Annotated in this window: 17 protein-coding genes; 15 read left to right on the top strand and 2 right to left on the bottom strand. The window is 69.3% G+C overall.

Features of this window, described 5'->3' with window-relative positions:
* Window positions 1–220: 220 nt before the first annotated feature.
* The 12 genes from ESZ52_RS03165 (at window position 221) to ESZ52_RS03110 (ending at window position 11,024) form a co-directional block, all read left to right on the top strand.
* Window positions 221–1,405: a radical SAM protein gene (locus tag ESZ52_RS03165; RefSeq protein ID WP_202865401.1), complete on the top strand. Its 1,185-nt coding sequence runs from the start codon at window positions 221–223 to the stop codon at window positions 1,403–1,405.
* 79 nt (window positions 1,406–1,484) lie between these two features.
* Window positions 1,485–1,682: a 50S ribosomal protein L32 gene (gene rpmF, locus ESZ52_RS03160; protein ID WP_131103659.1), complete on the top strand. Its 198-nt coding sequence runs from the start codon at window positions 1,485–1,487 to the stop codon at window positions 1,680–1,682.
* Between the two features lie 219 nt (window positions 1,683–1,901).
* The gene (locus ESZ52_RS03155) at window positions 1,902–2,729 is read left to right on the top strand and encodes a helix-turn-helix domain-containing protein (protein WP_238154333.1); all 828 of its coding nucleotides are present in this window, start codon (window positions 1,902–1,904) and stop codon (window positions 2,727–2,729) included.
* 235 nt (window positions 2,730–2,964) lie between these two features.
* Window positions 2,965–4,080, top strand: coding sequence for an ArdC-like ssDNA-binding domain-containing protein (locus ESZ52_RS03150; RefSeq protein WP_131103657.1), 1,116 nt, complete (start codon window positions 2,965–2,967; stop codon window positions 4,078–4,080).
* The gene (locus ESZ52_RS03145; RefSeq protein ID WP_425600030.1) at window positions 4,077–5,036 is read left to right on the top strand and encodes a bifunctional DNA primase/polymerase; all 960 of its coding nucleotides are present in this window, start codon (window positions 4,077–4,079) and stop codon (window positions 5,034–5,036) included. The genes ESZ52_RS03150 and ESZ52_RS03145 overlap by 4 nt, the downstream gene beginning before the upstream one ends.
* A gap of 59 nt (window positions 5,037–5,095) precedes the next feature.
* The gene (locus ESZ52_RS03140; RefSeq protein WP_131106393.1) at window positions 5,096–5,854 is read left to right on the top strand and encodes a DUF2637 domain-containing protein; all 759 of its coding nucleotides are present in this window, start codon (window positions 5,096–5,098) and stop codon (window positions 5,852–5,854) included.
* Window positions 5,851–6,300, top strand: a complete 450-nt coding sequence (locus ESZ52_RS03135; RefSeq protein ID WP_131103655.1) for a hypothetical protein — start codon at window positions 5,851–5,853, stop codon at window positions 6,298–6,300. Before ESZ52_RS03140 ends, ESZ52_RS03135 begins: the two co-directional genes overlap by 4 nt.
* A gap of 89 nt (window positions 6,301–6,389) precedes the next feature.
* Complete coding sequence (locus tag ESZ52_RS03130; RefSeq protein ID WP_131103654.1) at window positions 6,390–7,313, top strand: hypothetical protein; 924 nt, start codon at window positions 6,390–6,392, stop codon at window positions 7,311–7,313.
* Window positions 7,310–8,320, top strand: coding sequence for a ParB N-terminal domain-containing protein (locus ESZ52_RS03125; RefSeq protein WP_131103653.1), 1,011 nt, complete (start codon window positions 7,310–7,312; stop codon window positions 8,318–8,320). Before ESZ52_RS03130 ends, ESZ52_RS03125 begins: the two co-directional genes overlap by 4 nt.
* A gap of 56 nt (window positions 8,321–8,376) precedes the next feature.
* The gene (locus tag ESZ52_RS03120; protein ID WP_131103652.1) at window positions 8,377–9,063 is read left to right on the top strand and encodes a hypothetical protein; all 687 of its coding nucleotides are present in this window, start codon (window positions 8,377–8,379) and stop codon (window positions 9,061–9,063) included.
* 14 nt (window positions 9,064–9,077) lie between these two features.
* Complete coding sequence (locus ESZ52_RS03115; protein WP_131103651.1) at window positions 9,078–10,751, top strand: M23 family metallopeptidase; 1,674 nt, start codon at window positions 9,078–9,080, stop codon at window positions 10,749–10,751.
* Between the two features lie 6 nt (window positions 10,752–10,757).
* Window positions 10,758–11,024 (top strand): DUF6112 family protein, encoded by a 267-nt coding sequence (locus ESZ52_RS03110; protein ID WP_131103650.1) that lies wholly within the window; start codon window positions 10,758–10,760, stop codon window positions 11,022–11,024.
* Window position 11,025: 1 nt separating this feature from the next.
* Here ESZ52_RS03110 and ESZ52_RS03105 read toward each other — a convergent pair whose 3' ends face one another.
* Both ESZ52_RS03105 and ESZ52_RS03100 read right to left on the bottom strand, forming a co-directional pair.
* Window positions 11,026–11,370, bottom strand: coding sequence for a MarR family winged helix-turn-helix transcriptional regulator (locus ESZ52_RS03105; protein ID WP_202865400.1), 345 nt, complete (start codon window positions 11,368–11,370; stop codon window positions 11,026–11,028).
* A gap of 113 nt (window positions 11,371–11,483) precedes the next feature.
* Window positions 11,484–11,885 carry a hypothetical protein gene (locus tag ESZ52_RS03100; protein ID WP_131103648.1) on the bottom strand — a complete coding sequence of 134 codons (402 nt, stop codon included), beginning with the start codon at window positions 11,883–11,885 and terminating at the stop codon, window positions 11,484–11,486.
* Window positions 11,886–11,986: 101 nt separating this feature from the next.
* On the opposite strand from ESZ52_RS03100, the gene ESZ52_RS03095 reads away from it, so the two are divergent.
* The 3 genes from ESZ52_RS03095 to ESZ52_RS03085 are packed head-to-tail and all read left to right on the top strand — an operon-like array spanning window position 11,987 to window position 15,293.
* Complete coding sequence (locus ESZ52_RS03095; protein WP_131103647.1) at window positions 11,987–12,328, top strand: DUF6112 family protein; 342 nt, start codon at window positions 11,987–11,989, stop codon at window positions 12,326–12,328.
* Window positions 12,329–12,376: 48 nt separating this feature from the next.
* Complete coding sequence (locus ESZ52_RS03090; protein WP_131103646.1) at window positions 12,377–13,816, top strand: conjugal transfer protein TrbL; 1,440 nt, start codon at window positions 12,377–12,379, stop codon at window positions 13,814–13,816.
* 7 nt (window positions 13,817–13,823) lie between these two features.
* Window positions 13,824–15,293 (top strand): SCO6880 family protein, encoded by a 1,470-nt coding sequence (locus ESZ52_RS03085; RefSeq protein ID WP_131103645.1) that lies wholly within the window; start codon window positions 13,824–13,826, stop codon window positions 15,291–15,293.
* Window positions 15,294–15,306 lie beyond the last annotated feature (13 nt).

The raw sequence follows: 15,306 nt of genomic DNA, 5'->3' as shown, positions 1-15,306 counted from the left end.
ATTCGGTGGCTAGATCTCGCTGACCGCCACTTCTTCGGCGCGAACGGGTCTTCCGCAGGCACATCGTGCCGGTTCGACGGAACATTCTGGACCCTCTTCCTGTGGTCCAATTCCGTTCTTGAACTGAATTTCATCGGCTGCTGCCACGCTGCTTTGTCCTTCCGCTGAGTCGGTCGCGTCCACCGCGCGATCTACCTCACTACCCGGAAGGTTCTCCCTCGTGGTTACTCCCAGCTATCCCACCAATCTCGCTGCCGGCATTCCTGCACGGCGAACGGGAAGCCCGGCCCTGCCGATTCCTCCGCCCAACAGCCATCTAGAGCGCATTCGCCGCCTGCTCGATAAGCATGGTCAGCCCGATTATCAGTTCACCGCGCTGCTCCAAGGCCTCCGCGCAGGCCGGACCGCACGCTTCGGCGACGCCCACCACCTTCCACGGCTCGTACGCGACGACCTCGAAGCACGGCTGGGACCGATGATCCTGCCCGCGACGGTTGTGAGCAGCAGCGAAGACGCATCCGTAGAGAAGGTCCTCTTCTCCGGCGACAAGCCCGGCTATTTCGAGGCAGTGCGCTCACGCTTCCGCGACGGCTGGTCATCGATCTGCCTGTCCTCGCAGTCCGGTTGCGGCCTGGCCTGCACGTTCTGCGCCACCGGTGCGGTCGGGCTCGTCAGGAACCTGGACGCCGAGGAGATTCTGGCGCAGGCCCTCTACGCCCCTTGGCAGCGCGACCGTGCGTTTCCCGTGAAGAGCATTGCCTTCATGGGCATGGGCGAACCCCTCGCCAATCCCCGCATCTTCACGGCACTGGACATGCTGACCGACCCGCAGGTCGGCGGCTGGTCCCCGCGACGGATCACAGTGTCCACGGTCGGATTCGCGCCACGACTGGCCCAACTCGTCGCCCAGCACCCGCACGTCACCATCACTCTCTCGGTCCATTCACCGTTCCCGGACCAGCGCTCCATCCTGATCCCGTTGCAGAAGCGATTCCCGCTCGAGGCAAGCGTGGACATCCTGGACCGCCACGTGGCTGCGACTCGCCGGCGTGTGTTCTTGGCCTACCTGCTGATCGATGGCGTCAACGACAGCGCCGAACACGCAGAACACCTCGCGCGTCTGGTGAAGCACCGATCACGACCGGACCTTTTCAAGGTCAGCGTCATTGCCTACAACGAAGCCGCAGGCGTGACCGCTCCGTACCGGCGTCCAGCCACCCGGACCGTCCAAGAGTTCGTCGCGTGCCTGAGGTCGGCCGGCGTGGCGGTCAGCCGGCGTCAGCAGTTCGGCGCGGGCATCGACGCCGCGTGCGGGCAACTCCACGCCGACTATCTCAACGCCCGCGACGCTCCACATACCCCACCGACCCCACGCCAAGCAGCGACGGGAGGTGACACGCCGTGATGCCACTGGTCGGCAGAGACCCGCCGGTAGGTGGGCTCGTTCCCACGCCCACATCAACGTACTCGAAAGGAGAACCGCCATGGCATCCTCGGGATTCCGGCGGAAGTCACGCTCGCGCACCAGATCACGCCGCTCGCAGTGGAAGGCAACCCCGCCGCAGACCACGACCTGCCCCAACCCTGCGTGCGGAAAGCCCACGCTGCCACACCGGGCGTGCTCTAGCTGCGGCCAATATCGGGGCCGTCAGGTCCTGACGCCGCAGACGATGCAGCGCTGACCACCCCACAGATCGCGGCGACGGCCCCACCAAGACAACGGGGTCGTCGCCGCGTCACGTCCAGGCCGAGTCCCCCACGGCCTCGACCGGTCCGGCATCATGCCCTCCACCGCGCGAGCACCAACTCGACAACAACCGGCATCGCGGCAAGACTTCCATCCAATCCTCGCGCGCAGCCGCACAATCCACACCCCGACTGCGCCGGTCGCCTATGACTGCGTGAGACTCATCTTCGTCCGCAACGGTTCGGCGATTCTGCTGAGCGAGTTCGGCGAGAAGCCAGTCACAGTCGGCGATGTGATCGTGCTCGGCTCGAACACCCTGTGCGGAAGCGAGCCCGAAGGCTCGATCACGGTCACCACGCTCTACCTGGACCGCGACTACGTGATCGATCAGGTGTTCTGGCAGCACGCCGCCCTGCTGGCCGACCGCCTCGATGCGCAGGACTTCGCCGAGGAGCTGTACTCCGAACCCGCGCAGACACTCCACCTCGGCGAGGACCGTTCCGGGATACTCATGCCCTGGCTCGACGAGTTGGTGGCTCTGAGCCTGGACGGGCCGTCACCGGATCGGTTCTACCGGATGCAAGCACTGCTGTTCGCTGTCCTCGACGTGGTCGCGCCCCACGTGAAGACGACGCCGGCGCGCCGATCGCCGACTCAACACCGGGCGGCGCATCCGAGTCCACCGCGCCACCGTAGATTCGTGCCCTTGCGGCAGGAGGCACGAGAGGCCGTCGAGTTGCTGCGTGCCGATCCTGCCGGGCGGTGGAAGCTCCAGGGCCTGGCCGAGGCGGTGCATCTGTCGCCTTCGCAGCTCGGTCGGGTGTTCGTCGACGCTTACGGGAAGTCTCCGATGACGTACCTGGTCACCATCCGCGCTGAGCAGCTCGCCCGGTTGTTGCGTGAGACCGACCTGCGGATCGAGGAGGCGATGCGGCGGGTCGGCTGGCACAGCCGAGGTCACGCCGCTCGGATGTTCCGCCAAGCCGTGGGCGTCACCCCGACGCGCTACCGGGAACTGAGCCGACAGAAGACTGCCGCCTGAGAAGGTCCTGGCGATACAGATCGCCGCAATGCCGATACAGGTATCCGCATCATCGCCCGCCTCTGCGGCCGAGACCGCTCAGGGGCTGATAGTCCGGTACGGACTCGTCGGGTTCACCACACGCCTGGCGGTCACATCGTCCGTTGTCCGTCTCGTCATTGCTGGTGATCCCGGCGCACCTGATGGTCACCGAGCCCGATCGGCCCGGTGCTCAGGGTATCGGGAGGACACGACGATGGCCACGACACGGGAGCAAGCACAAGCCGCACGGGCGGCGAAGCTCGACGAGCTGCACGAGCGCCTCACCGGCGCGGTCGAACAGCTCGTCTCCGGCGAGGACTGGGCGCGGGCGCTCGCGTTCGCAGCACGGTTCAGGACCAGATCGTTCTCCAACACGCTGCTGATCTGGGAACAGCACCAAGGCGCCTACGAGGCCGGGCTCGTGCCCGACCCGTTCCCGTCCTACGTCGCCGGGTATCGGCAGTGGCAGGGTCTCGGTCGGCAGGTGCAGAAGGGCCGGCCGGGGTATCAGATTCTCGCCCCAGTGACAGGCCGCTTCGCCTCATCGAACCTCACAGATGTGGAGTCGTGGCGGCGGCTGGGCAAGGGTGAGAAGCCGCGTGCCGGTGAGGTCGTGCGAACGCGGATGGTCGGGGTCCGGCCCGCTTACGTGTGGGACGTCTCCCAGACAACCGGTGATCCGATCCCCGAACCGCCCGCGCCGCGGCTGCTGGAGGGCGAAGCGCCGGCCGGGTTGTGGGAGGGCCTGGCGGCGCAGGTCGAGGCGTCCGGCTTCTCGGTGTTGCGGGTGCCGCACGAGGGCATGATCCGCGGCGCCAACGGGCTGACCGACTACACCGCGAACACCGTCGCGGTGCGCGAGAACATGGACCCGGCCGCCCAGGTCAAGACCCTCGCTCACGAACTCGGCCACGTCCTCCTGCATGGTCCCGATGCCGAGGAGGCCCGGCAGCATCGCGGCATCGGCGAGGTCGAAGCCGAGTCCGTGGCCTTGATGGTCGGTGCCGCGCACGGGATGGACACCTCCGGTTACACGATCCCGTACGTCTCCACCTGGGCGGCCCGCGTCGACGGGAAAGAGCCGGTGGAGGTGGTCAAGGCCACCGGGGAGCGGGTCCGCAAGACCGCCCTGGCGATCCTGGACCAGCTCGACACGACCCAGGTCGGTGACGGCACCCCGCCAGGTCTGGACCGGGACGCGACCCGCCGCGACGCACCCGCACCGGCATCGCCGGTGCCGGAGCCGGCTTCGCCGCGGCAGGCGACTCCATCGCTTGAACCGGCCGCCAGACCCGTACCGGTGTCGGCGTTCGAGGGGCGGGGGCTGTGATGACCACGCACGGTGCCGTCTCCTCGGTCCTGCTGCGGATGAACGCGGCGTGGCCGCTCTCGGCCGCCGCACGAGAGCTCGCGTCCGCGAGAGTACCGGTCTTCCCCTGCGCACCGTGGGGGAAGCGGCCGGCCACCGGACACGGGTTCCACGACGCCACCACGGACCTGGATCAGGTCGAGGCGTGGTGGCGGCAGTCGCCCGGAGCGAACATCGGCGTGCCGACCGGCGCCGCGTCGGGCGCGGTCGTGGTGGACGTGGACGTGCATGGCCCGGTCGATGGGCGCGCCAGTTTCGACCGCGCCGCCCGCGCCGGGCTGGTGGAGGGGTGGGAGCTGCTGGTGCGCACGCCCACGGGCGGACTGCATGCCTACTACCCGGCCACACCCGACGCGGAGCAGCGGTCGTGGCAGGCGGCTCGTGCTGGGATCGACTTTCGTGGCGACGGCGGCTACATCATCGTCCCACCCTCGGCCCGCTCCATCGAGGGCACCACGGTCAGCTACCAGATCGAGGAGGTCAACACCGGCCCCGCCAGCACGCTGGACGCGCAGCGGTTGCGGGACTTCCTCGACCCCCGTCCCATATCCCGATCCAGACCCGCGGGTCTGGATCGTGGTGTCGATGTGTCGCGGCTGGCAGCGTGGGTCGCGGCCCGTGGCGAAGGAGAGCGGAACCGTGGCCTGTTCTGGGCGGCGTGCCGGCTCGCAGAGAACGGGCTCCCGGCGTCGGATGCGCTCGATGTGCTCACCGCAGCCGCCGGGCACGCCGGACTCGCCGAGCGCGAGATCACCGCCACAGTCCGCTCCGCCTACCGCACCGTCCACCCCACACCCGCCCTCCTCGAACCCTCGTCCCCGGCACGGAGGGCCTCGTTTCTGGCCGCGGACGGCTGGTTCGACCGCAACACCAGCACCCGCCCGTCGGCAGGGCCGTCGAGGGCGCGGGGGCTGTGATGACCACCCCAGTCACCAGCAACACGGTCGCAAGCAGGGCGGCCGGGCGCCGCTGGGCGGTGGTGACGGCGGTGTCCGGGACAGTGTTCATCGCCGCCGGCGCCTTCTGGCTCTCCTTCACCGCGCTGGCAGACCTCGCCGCCAGAAGCGGGATCGGTGCCGGGCAGGCGTGGGCGTGGCCGCTGATCGTGGACGGCATCATCGTCGTGGCCACCGTCGCCGTCGTCGCCCTCGCCCGCCACAAGTCGGCCTGGTATCCGTGGGTGCTGCTGATCGGCGGCGCCGCGGTCTCGGTGACCGCCAACGCCATCCATGCCGTGGTCGCCGCCGATGCTGATGTGCCCGGCGTGCTGGCCGCAGCCGTGGCGGCGGTGCCGCCGGTGGTGCTGCTGGCGATCACCCACCTGACCGTCATCCTCACCCGACCACTCCCAACAGCCACCGACCCCGACACCGACACCGACACGGGCATGGTCGCCCTTGACCGGGTCGCGCTCGTGGAGCAGCCGACGCAGCCGTCCGCGCCCGTCGAAGCGCCGGAACCGAGTCTGCTCCCGGTGCCAGCGTCGGCGGAGCCCGCCGCAGATGGGGACAGCGCGCCAGTTGCCCCGCCGCCGGTGGTCGAAAGTACCCGGCACACGCGGGCCGGCGTCACGCGCTCGGATCGGCGTGAGCGCGCCGCGAAGCTGCGTGAGCAGGGGTGGTCGAACAAGCGCATCGCCCGTGAACTCGGCGTGCACCCGTCCACGGTGGGCCGCTGGTTCACGCACGCGCACCTTCCCGACAAGCAAACCGTCGAGGAGGCGAAGACACCATGAACACCACAGACCCTGCCCGCCATCAGCACGAGCGCCGGCTGAACGCACCCGAGCCGACCAAGGACCACTCGGTCCAAGAGGACCCGGAGAAGGCGGGGACGCCGGAGGCGGTGCAGGCCGCCAGGGTCGCCCAACGCAACCGTTCCGGCAAGGCCACGATCGCGGATAGCGCGCGGCGGGCGCGGGGTGTGGAGTGGGTGCGGCCCACCGATCTGCTCGCCCGGCGGTCGGCGACGGTGGCGGGGCGTGGTATCGACTTCGAGGTCGAGTTGGCCCGTCGCACCCGTAAGGTCACCGCCCACGTTACGCGGGCCGGCGGCCGCGGTCTCGGCAAGGCCGCGACGGTGATCAGTGAGCGGGCGCGGCGGCTGCCGGATGTCTCGGAGTTCGGCCGCGGGAACCGGCACCAGTCGTGGGTGTCCCGTTCGGGGATCGGGCTGGGGTGACCTGACATGCGCACTCCCATCATCACGTCGCCCTGGCAGTCGGTGGTGTGGGGACGTGCGTGCACCTACCTGTCAGGAGGTGCCCGACCATGACCACGACCACCAACCTGCACGACCGACAGGCCACAGGGAGCGAGGACTTCACCACCAGCGACGGGCTGCGGACGCTGCTGACCCGGCTCCACGCCGCGGGAGCGGGCTCGTGGAGCGGTGATCCGGTGGCCGCGGAGCTGATGGCCTACACCGCGACCAAGTACGAACCCCTCGCCAGGAAGCACGGCCTGGACCCGTGGGAGGCAGCGTCGGCGGCGTTCAAGGTGATGATCACCCGCGCCGCCCGAGAAGCACGCGACCCGTGGGCGGTGATCACGCACGCGGTGCGGATCACCTGCTTCTTCGAAGAACGCGCCCAAGGCCTGCTCTGCTCGGTGCATCAGGCCCGCCGCCCGCACGTCTCGGCGTTCCACGACCCGGAACGGTTCTCCGACCGGGAGAACGCGCTGGTGGACTATCACCCGGCCTTCCACATCACCGACCCCCACAACCACGACGACGGCGACGACGCGGAGACGGACGCTGCCGGGGCAGGCTCCGATGATGGTGGGCGCGGCTCGGATCGGGCGTGCATGTCCGCGGGGTCGGCGGCCGAGGACGCCATCGCGCTGTTCACGCTGTTGGGCTGGGACCCGGCCACCACCAGGGCTGGGGTGGAGCATGTCTGCGGGGCGCTGACCAAGACCGGCACCCGCCAGGCCGCCTACGAGGCGCTGCGGCGGGACAAGCACGCCCGCGCGCTGCTGGACATCCCACGTTCCTCGTGGACCGCGCTGCTGCGCGCCTTGTTGGGCAACCCGCACCCCGCGTACGCCGCCACGACCGCGGGGCGGGGTGTGCTGCTGCGGCTGCTGATCGGCGAGACCCTGCCGGTGCTGCTGCGCGATGACGACCTCATCCTGACCATCTCCCTGGCCGCACCTGGCCACCACGACGAGCCTGGTGGTGATCGGTCGTGACCGCGCCAACCGGGTACATCGAGTTGGAGCGCACCGTCGACTCCATCCGCGTCGGGCGCCGACACCGGACCGCGTTCGGCAACATCGACGAACTCGCCACCTCGATCAACCGCGACGGGCTGTTGCAGCCCATCACCATCACCCCCGACGGGGTGCTGGTGTGCGGGGCACGCCGGTTGGCGGCGATCAAGAAGCTCGGCTGGCGCAAGGTCAACGTCTGGGTCCGCTCCGGTATCTCCGACCGCCTCGGACACCTGCTCGCCGAACAGGACGACAACGTGCTCCACAAGCCGCTGACCCAGACCGAGGCCGCGGCTCTGTATCGGGAACTGAAGGCGCTGATGGCCGAGGACGCTGAGCGCAGGAGGGCCGCGACGCAGTTCAGCCGGGAACGACAGCCAGGAAACGACGGTCCCGGCGAATCGCCGGAACCGTCAGGACGACTCGGAGAAGCGCGTGAGCAGGCCGCCCGCATGGTCACCGGCACCGCCTCCTACAAGCGACTCGAACAGGTCGGCTACCTCCAGAAGCTCGCCGAAGACCCCGCCCAACCCGCCGAACTAAGAGCACGAGTCAGCGCTGAGCTGGAGCGCATCGACGCCGGGGCTGCCGTGCATCCGATCTTTGAGGCGATCCACGCCGCCGCCCAGAACGCGCAGGCCGAACGTGAGACCGACCTGCATCAGCTCGCCGCCGACGCCCTCGCCCGCGCCAAGGACGCCAAGAAGACCCGCACACCCCGACCCAGGGCCGTGACCGACGACGACGGCGAACCGGCGCGGTATCCGGTGAGGGCGTTCGTGCTCACCTGGGGCGAGCTGGACCAGTGGTGGACCCACTACGACGTCGAATATCTCGCCGTCGAGTTGAGCGATGAGCAGATCGACTCGTTCCTGACCACCGCCGAGGGCACCAGCCGGTTCGCCGAGGAACTGCGCACCCTGCGCGACCGCGACACTGCCGGCGATGAGCCGGCGGCCGCGCGCGGCCACTTGCGCGCCCTCTGACGGCCACCTCCGCCCCGCCTTTGTCTGGGTTGGTGCCGGTCGCGCACCTGGTGGGCATGAAGACTCCCGACCTTTCCGAGCCCCGGACCCGCCGCCGACTCATCGCCGCCCTCACCGCGGCGATCGTCGTCCTCGTGCTTGCCGGTGTGGGCGTCTACGGCCTCCTGGCCGGACCACCCAGCCACGACAACGACGACGGCGAGACTCCTGGCCCGGTGGTGACCGCGCCGTCCGATCCGGTCCCCACCACGACACCGCGGCTGCCGGTCGTGCGGGCCTCGGATGATCCGGAGGCCTTCGCCCGCAACGTCGCCACCGCGCTGTTCGAGTGGGACACCGCCAGCGGGTTCATGCCCCTGGACTACACCAGCGTGGTCCTCGACGTCGGCGACCCCACCGGCGAAGAGCAGGCCGGGCTCGCCTCGGACATCGCCGCCTACCTCCCGTCTCGGGATGCCTGGCTGGAGCTGCGGCAGTACGCCACCACCCAGCACATCACCATCGACGACGCCTATATCCCCGACTCCTGGGCGACCGCGGTGGAGCAGGCGCAGCCGGGTCAGCTTGCCGAGGGCACGGTCGCGGTCACGATCGAGGGCACCCGCCACCGCACCGGGCTGTGGAACGACGAGCAGGTGACCTCCGAGCACGCGGTGGCGTTCACGGTGTTCGTGGTCTCCGGGCCGACCTACGAGACCTGTCATCTGCTGCGGCTGTCCCAGCTCGACAACCCCCTCCGATAGGTCGGTGACATGTCGTGTTGAAGAAGCTCGTCGTCGCCGCCCTCGCCCTGGTCTTCCTCGCGCCGTCGCTGGTGTTGATCGGGATCGGCGTGGTGATGAACCCGGCCCTGACGGCCACCGGCTCCTGCACCATCCCCGGCGGCTCGAACGTCACGGTCGGCGACGTCCCCGACGAGCTGGAGGTCACCACCGCGAACGGTGAGACGTTCACGCTGAACCGGACCCAGCTCACCCATGCCGCGACGATCATCGAGACCGGCAGCAGCATCGACGGGATCACCCGCGACGGCCTTGTCATCGCGTTGATGGCGGCGCTGACCGAGTCCACGCTGCGGATGCTCGCCAACACTTCCGCCTACCCCGAGTCCGCGGACTACCCCAACGACGGCGACGGCTCCGACCACGACTCCCTGGGCCTGTTTCAGATGCGCCCTCAATCGGGCTGGGGCACGGTTGCCGAGCTGATGGACCCCGTCTACCAAGCCGAGGCGTTCTTCGGCGGCCCCACCGGACCCAACCACCCTTCACTGCGGGGACTGTTGGACATTCCCGGGTGGGAGGAGATGGACAAGGGCGAGGCCGCCCAAGCCGTCGAAGTCAGCGCGTATCCGGACCGGTACCGCAACTACGAGCCCGTCGCCGAAACCATCCTCACCGCACTCACGTCGACCACAACGACGGCCGGGGCGGGCGCGTCCGCCGGCGATGCCGTGGTCCCGGCTGCACAGCAAGTGGCGGCGGTGGGGTCGTCGCGGGTGGTGTTCCCGATACCCGAGGGCACCTGGGTGCTCACCAGCGAGTACGGGCCGCGGGTGCATCCAATCACCGGCGAGGACTCCTTCCACACCGGCACCGACTTCGCCGCACCCGACGGCACACCCCTCCTCGCCGCTGCGGACGGCACGGTGACGGTGGCGGAGTTCTCCGGCGGGTACGGCGGCCTCATCGTCATCGAGCATCAGATCGACGGCGCCACGGTGGCCACGGCGTATGCGCACATGTGGGAGCACGGCATCCACGTCCAGGTCGGTGACACCGTGACGGCTGGGCAGCACATCGGCGACACCGGCAGCTCCGGCAACTCCACCGGGCCGCATCTGCACTTCGAGGTCCGCCTCGGCGGCACCAACGGTGAGCACACCGACCCCGCCGCCTGGCTCAACACCCACAACGCCGCCGACCTCCCCGAACCCGAGACCGGCACACCCAACGGCGACTGCGACACCGAGACCGGCACACCCGGCGGTGAGCCGGACCCCCTCGACGGCGACCCCGACAGGATGGTGGACGACCCGACCTCAGATGGGCAGATCACCGCACGGATGCTGCACCTCTACACCCAGACCATCGCCGCGTTCCCCGACACCTCCTGGGCCTGCTACTCACCCAGGCCCGGCGCCAGCTCCGAACACCCCCTCGGCCGGGCTTGCGACGGAACGTTCGGCAACGCCATCGGCGAGCACCCGACGCCCGAGCAGCGCGAACTCGGCTGGGAGGTCACGAACTGGATGCAGGACCACGCCCAGACCCTCGGGGTGGAGTATCTGATCTGGGACGGCCTCATCTGGTCCCTCGCCCGCGACGCCGAGGGCTGGCGCCCCTACGACGGCGGCGGCATGCACGACCCCGACGATGCGACCGGCGGACACTTCGATCACCTGCACGTCACCGTCCGGGCCGGGAGCTGATCAGACATGGACGTGTTCCCCGACTTCGAGGGCCTGGAAGGGATCGGTGACCTGCGCGAGGTCATCGGCGCCCTACTGACCTTCGTGCTCATCAGCGCGGTGCTGATGCTGATCGTCTGCGCCATCGTGTGGGCGCTGGCGACCGCGAACGGTCACCACGCCGCCGCCACCAAAGCAAGGATCGGCGCCTGGACCGCCCTGGGCGCTGCGGTCCTGGCCGGCGGCGGCGTGGCCTGGCTGAACTGGCTGCTCGACGTGGGCTCGACGTTGTAGGTCAGCCCGCCGCATCGTCGTGTGATGCGGCGATGAGGCGGAGCATGCCGCGGTGGAACTCGGCCCGCTCGCGCTCTGTCCAGTCTTGGGTGAGCCGGGCAAAGACCTGTTCCTGCCAGGCATGCGCGCGCTCCAACAGCTCACGGCCGACCGGGGTGAGCGCCGTGGCGCGTCGTCGCCCATCGACGAGCGAGGGGGCGATGTCGAGGTAGCCACGACTGGCGGCATCGGTCAGCATGCGACTGGCACCGGACTGATCGATACCCAGCTCGGCCGCGACGTCGTTGACCGTCACCTCAGAGCGTCCGTCCTCGGCCAGGGCGTGCACGGCCTCGGCGACCCACACGTCCCGCCCGTGCTCACCAGCGGCCGTGTCACCGGAGGTCGCCCGGCGTGACCAGTGCCGCACGAACCGGAACAACGCCCTACCCGGCCCGCCCCGCGCCGGATCAGGACCGGTCATGCCGCCGTGCCAGGCTCGGTAACGGCCATTTCCCGGTACAGGAACGCGAACTCCAGTGCCTCGGCGAGCGTGGGGAACCGCAGCGCCGCCGACACCCGGCCCCCGTGCGTACGAAACACCGTCGCCACGCGCGTTGCGGGGCCGTCCTGCGGCCAGCGGGCATCCTGCTCCACGACCAGGACATGCTCGCTGACCGGGTGGTAGGACCGCGGCGACAAGTGGATGCCCGAGCGGGTGATCCACTCGGCGAACTCGGCCGGGCTGATCGATCCGGCGCCCTTAGGCCCGTTGACCACGATCGGATCGGACACCGCTTCCCGTGCGGCGTCCAGATCCGCGGCGTTGACGATCTCATGCCAGCGGGCCACGGCCCGCTCTGTCTCCTCGTGTGCACTCATACCCCAGGTATATGCGATCCGCATGTACCTGTGGCTTGCGGGACATCCCGTGCACCTGACCGACGAGAACCCTCTCTCGCTCGTGAAGGAGCACACCTGCCATGAACACACTGATCCTGCTCGCCGACACCGCGACCGCCGCCACGACCACTGTGGCCGGCCTGGTGCCGATGGACATCAATATCGACCCCAACGACTCCGGACTGCCCGGCATCAGCCAACTCCGCACCATCGTCGGTGCCGTCATGACGATCGGCCTCATCCTCTCCGTCCTCGCCTTGATCATCTCCGCGATCGTGTGGGGCTTCGGCGCCAACTCCTCCAACCCCCACCTGGCGGGCCGGGGGAAGGTCGGCGTCCTCGTCTCCTGCGGCGCCGCCGTCATCTGCGGCGCGTCGGTGACGTTGATCAACTTCTTCTGGGACGTCGGCCAGCAGGTCTGACCCCCGCCCACCAACCTTCTCGACCCCTTCATGAAGGAGTGATCTGCGGTGGGTCTGTGCGATATCCCCCTCGTCTCGACCGTCTGCGACACCGCCGGCGAGGCCGCCGCCTCGCTGGTCTCGGCCCCGTTCGACTGGCTCGCCGGCGCGATGGGCGCCGCCGCCGGGTGGCTGTTCGAGGCCGTCTGGACGGTTTTCGACACCACCACCCTGGTCGACGTCACGTCGCCGGAGTATGTGGCGGTCTACAACATCCTGTTCGGCATCGCCGTGTTCGTGATGCTGCTGTTCTTCTGCCTCCAACTCATCACCGGCCTCATCCGCCGCGACCCCACCGCACTCAGTCGTGCCGCCCTCGGGTTGGCGAAGTCCGTGCTCGGGTCGTTCGTGGTCATCACCCTGACCGCGCTGTTGTTGGAGATCGTCGATCAGCTCTGCATCGGGATCATCCAGGCCGCCGGGGAGACCACCGAGTCGATGGGCGACAAGATCACCCTGCTCGCCGCAGGGCTGGTCGGGATCAACATCGCCGCGCCCGGGGTGGGGGCCATCATCACGATCTTCCTCGCTGGGCTCGCCATCAGCGCGGCGGCGATCGTGTGGCTGTCCCTGCTGGTGCGCAAGGCGCTGCTGCTGGTCGCGATCGTGCTCGCACCATTGGCGTTCTCCGGGGCGTCGTGGGATGCAACGAAGGGGTGGATCAGCAAGTGGGCGATGTTCGTCATCGCCCTGATCGTCTCCAAGCTCGTCCTGGTCGTGATGTTCCTGGTCGCCATCACCCAAGTCTCCGCACCGATCGACGGCGACCTGTCCTCGGTGGCGGACCCGATCGCCGGGATCGTGCTCATGGCAATGGCTGCCTTCGCGCCGTACATGACCTACAAGTTCCTGAACTTCGTCGGGTTCGACATGTACCACGCCATCGGGTCGGAGCAGGACGCCAAGAGCGCCCTCAACAGGCCCGTGCCCACTCCGTCGAAGCCGCAGGGCGGGGCGGAGCCTAAGAAGGTTCTCGACGACAGTGGCGGGGGCAAGGGCGACAACGGCGGTGGTGGTGGTGGTGGGAAGAAGCCGCCGGAGCCGAAGAATCCGAAGCCGCAGGCATCCAGTGGCACTGCTGGCTCGGCCGGAGTTGGTGGTGGGAAGGCGGCCGCGAGTAGCGGCGCCGGTGCCGGGGCAAGCGGTGGAGCGGGCGCCGGTGCCGGTGCTGGCGCCGCGGCCGGTCCCGCCGCCGCGGCCGTGGTGGCGGCGAAAGTCGCCAAGGACGCCGCGACCGCCGGACCCAAGGCCGGCACGGCCCTCGGCAACCAGGGCGAGGCCGCCGCCGATTCGGCCGGACAGACCGGCAGCACATCACCACCGTCCGCGCAGGCGCCCCCGCCGTCGACACCGGCACCGAAGACACCCACCGGCGGGCCGTCGCAGTCGGAAGCGCGTCCATCGAAACAGCCCCCGCCGCCGGCTCCCAAGCCCACCGGGAAGGAGTGAACCGGTCATGGCCACGAAGCAGAACGACCGCGCTACGTCTTCGGAGTTGGTGCCGGTGAAGTTCTCCCGCCTCACCCGCCGCGGCATCCTCCTCGGACTGTCCCTGTCGCAGCTCATCACCCTCGCCATCGGCATCCTGTCGGTGGTAGGTGCGCTGTATGCCGGTGGCGGCATCCTCCTGGCATACACCGCACCGGTCTGGGTGGTTGCCGCCACCTTGACGTGGATACCGATCGCGGGCCGGCCCGCGGTGGAGTGGCTGCCGGTCGCGTTCTGGTGGCTCTGGCGTTCGACCGGCGGACAACTCCTCTATCGGCGCCGGATCGTCACGCCGCGACCGGTCGGGACGCTTGCGCTGCCGGGTGACATGGCCAGGCTGCGCGAGTACACCGACCCCGACACCGGGGCGGGGATGATCCACGACCCCCACGCCCAGACCCTCACCGTGGTCTGCGAGGTCTCCCACCCGGCGTTCGTCCTGTTGGACCCGGGTGAGCAGGAACGACGCGTCACCTCCTGGGGCCGTGTCCTGGCCACCGTCTGCCGCTCCGGCCGCATCGCCACCCTCCAAATCCTGGAACGCACCCTGCCGGACTCGGGCACCGGGCTGGCCGAATGGTGGGAAGCCCACGGCACCGAAGACGACACCTGGGCCGCGACCACCTATGCGGAGTTGATCGACCGGGCCGGACCCGCGGGTGAGAGACATGCCACGACGCTGAGCTTGTCGCTAGACATGAAGACCAGTGCCCGGCAGATCCGGACCGCCGGCGGCGGCATCCGCGGTGCGGCCGCCGTGCTCCGCCAAGAGATGTCCACCCTCGTGGCCGCTCTGCGGTCGGCTGATCTAACGCCCTCGGGATGGCTGAGCCCGGGTGAGATCGCGGTGATCCTGCGCTCGGCGTATGACCCGGCGATCGCCGCCACCCTGGAGCGGCACGGAGAACTCGGCCAGTCCCTCGCCACCGCCGGACCGGTGGCAGTGAACGAGTCCTGGACCCGGCTGCGCACCGACTCCGCCCACCACGCCGTGCTCTGGGTCTCCGAATGGCCCCGGTCGCTGGTCTATCCCGGCTTCCTGTCCCCGGTCCTGCTCTCCACCGGTATCCAACGGTCGTTCTCGCTGATCTGCACCCCGATGCGCTCCGACCAGGCCGCACGGGATATCCGCAAGAAGAAGGTCGAGCACATCTCCGACGCCGCGCAGCGGGCGAAGATCGGGCAGATCGAAGACGCCTCCCAGACTGCGGAGTATCAGGACGTGCTCCAGCAGGAAGCCGACCTGACCGCCGGCCACGGCGTCCTCAGATACACCGGCCTCATCTCGGTGTCCGCGCCCACGGACGAAGAACTCGAGGCCGGGGTGGCAGCGATCGAGCAGGCCGCCATCCAAGCCTCCTGCGAGACCCGGCTCCTGGTGGGCCAGCAGGCTGCGGCGTTCACCGCCGCCGCACTGCCGCTGTGCCGCCGCGTCTGATCGCGCACAGTCG

The sequence above is a fragment of the Ornithinimicrobium sufpigmenti genome (assembly GCF_004322775.1).
Lineage (GTDB): Bacteria > Actinomycetota > Actinomycetes > Actinomycetales > Dermatophilaceae > Ornithinicoccus > Ornithinicoccus sufpigmenti.
This window is presented reverse-complemented; position numbering and strand designations above follow the sequence as displayed.

Excerpts from the sequence above, each read along its gene's own strand:
- rpmF (WP_131103659.1), top strand. The coding sequence starts at position 1,485 with ATGGCATCCTCGGGATTCCGGCGGAAGTCACGCTCGCGCACCAGATCA.
- ESZ52_RS03130 (WP_131103654.1), top strand. The coding sequence starts at position 6,390 with ATGACCACGACCACCAACCTGCACGACCGACAGGCCACAGGGAGCGAG.
- ESZ52_RS03110 (WP_131103650.1), top strand. The coding sequence starts at position 10,758 with ATGGACGTGTTCCCCGACTTCGAGGGCCTGGAAGGGATCGGTGACCTG.
- ESZ52_RS03120 (WP_131103652.1), top strand. The coding sequence starts at position 8,377 with ATGAAGACTCCCGACCTTTCCGAGCCCCGGACCCGCCGCCGACTCATC.
- ESZ52_RS03150 (WP_131103657.1), top strand. The coding sequence starts at position 2,965 with ATGGCCACGACACGGGAGCAAGCACAAGCCGCACGGGCGGCGAAGCTC.
- ESZ52_RS03085 (WP_131103645.1), top strand. The coding sequence starts at position 13,824 with ATGGCCACGAAGCAGAACGACCGCGCTACGTCTTCGGAGTTGGTGCCG.
- ESZ52_RS03135 (WP_131103655.1), top strand. The coding sequence starts at position 5,851 with ATGAACACCACAGACCCTGCCCGCCATCAGCACGAGCGCCGGCTGAAC.
- ESZ52_RS03100 (WP_131103648.1), bottom strand. The coding sequence starts at position 11,885 with ATGAGTGCACACGAGGAGACAGAGCGGGCCGTGGCCCGCTGGCATGAG.
- ESZ52_RS03095 (WP_131103647.1), top strand. The coding sequence starts at position 11,987 with ATGAACACACTGATCCTGCTCGCCGACACCGCGACCGCCGCCACGACC.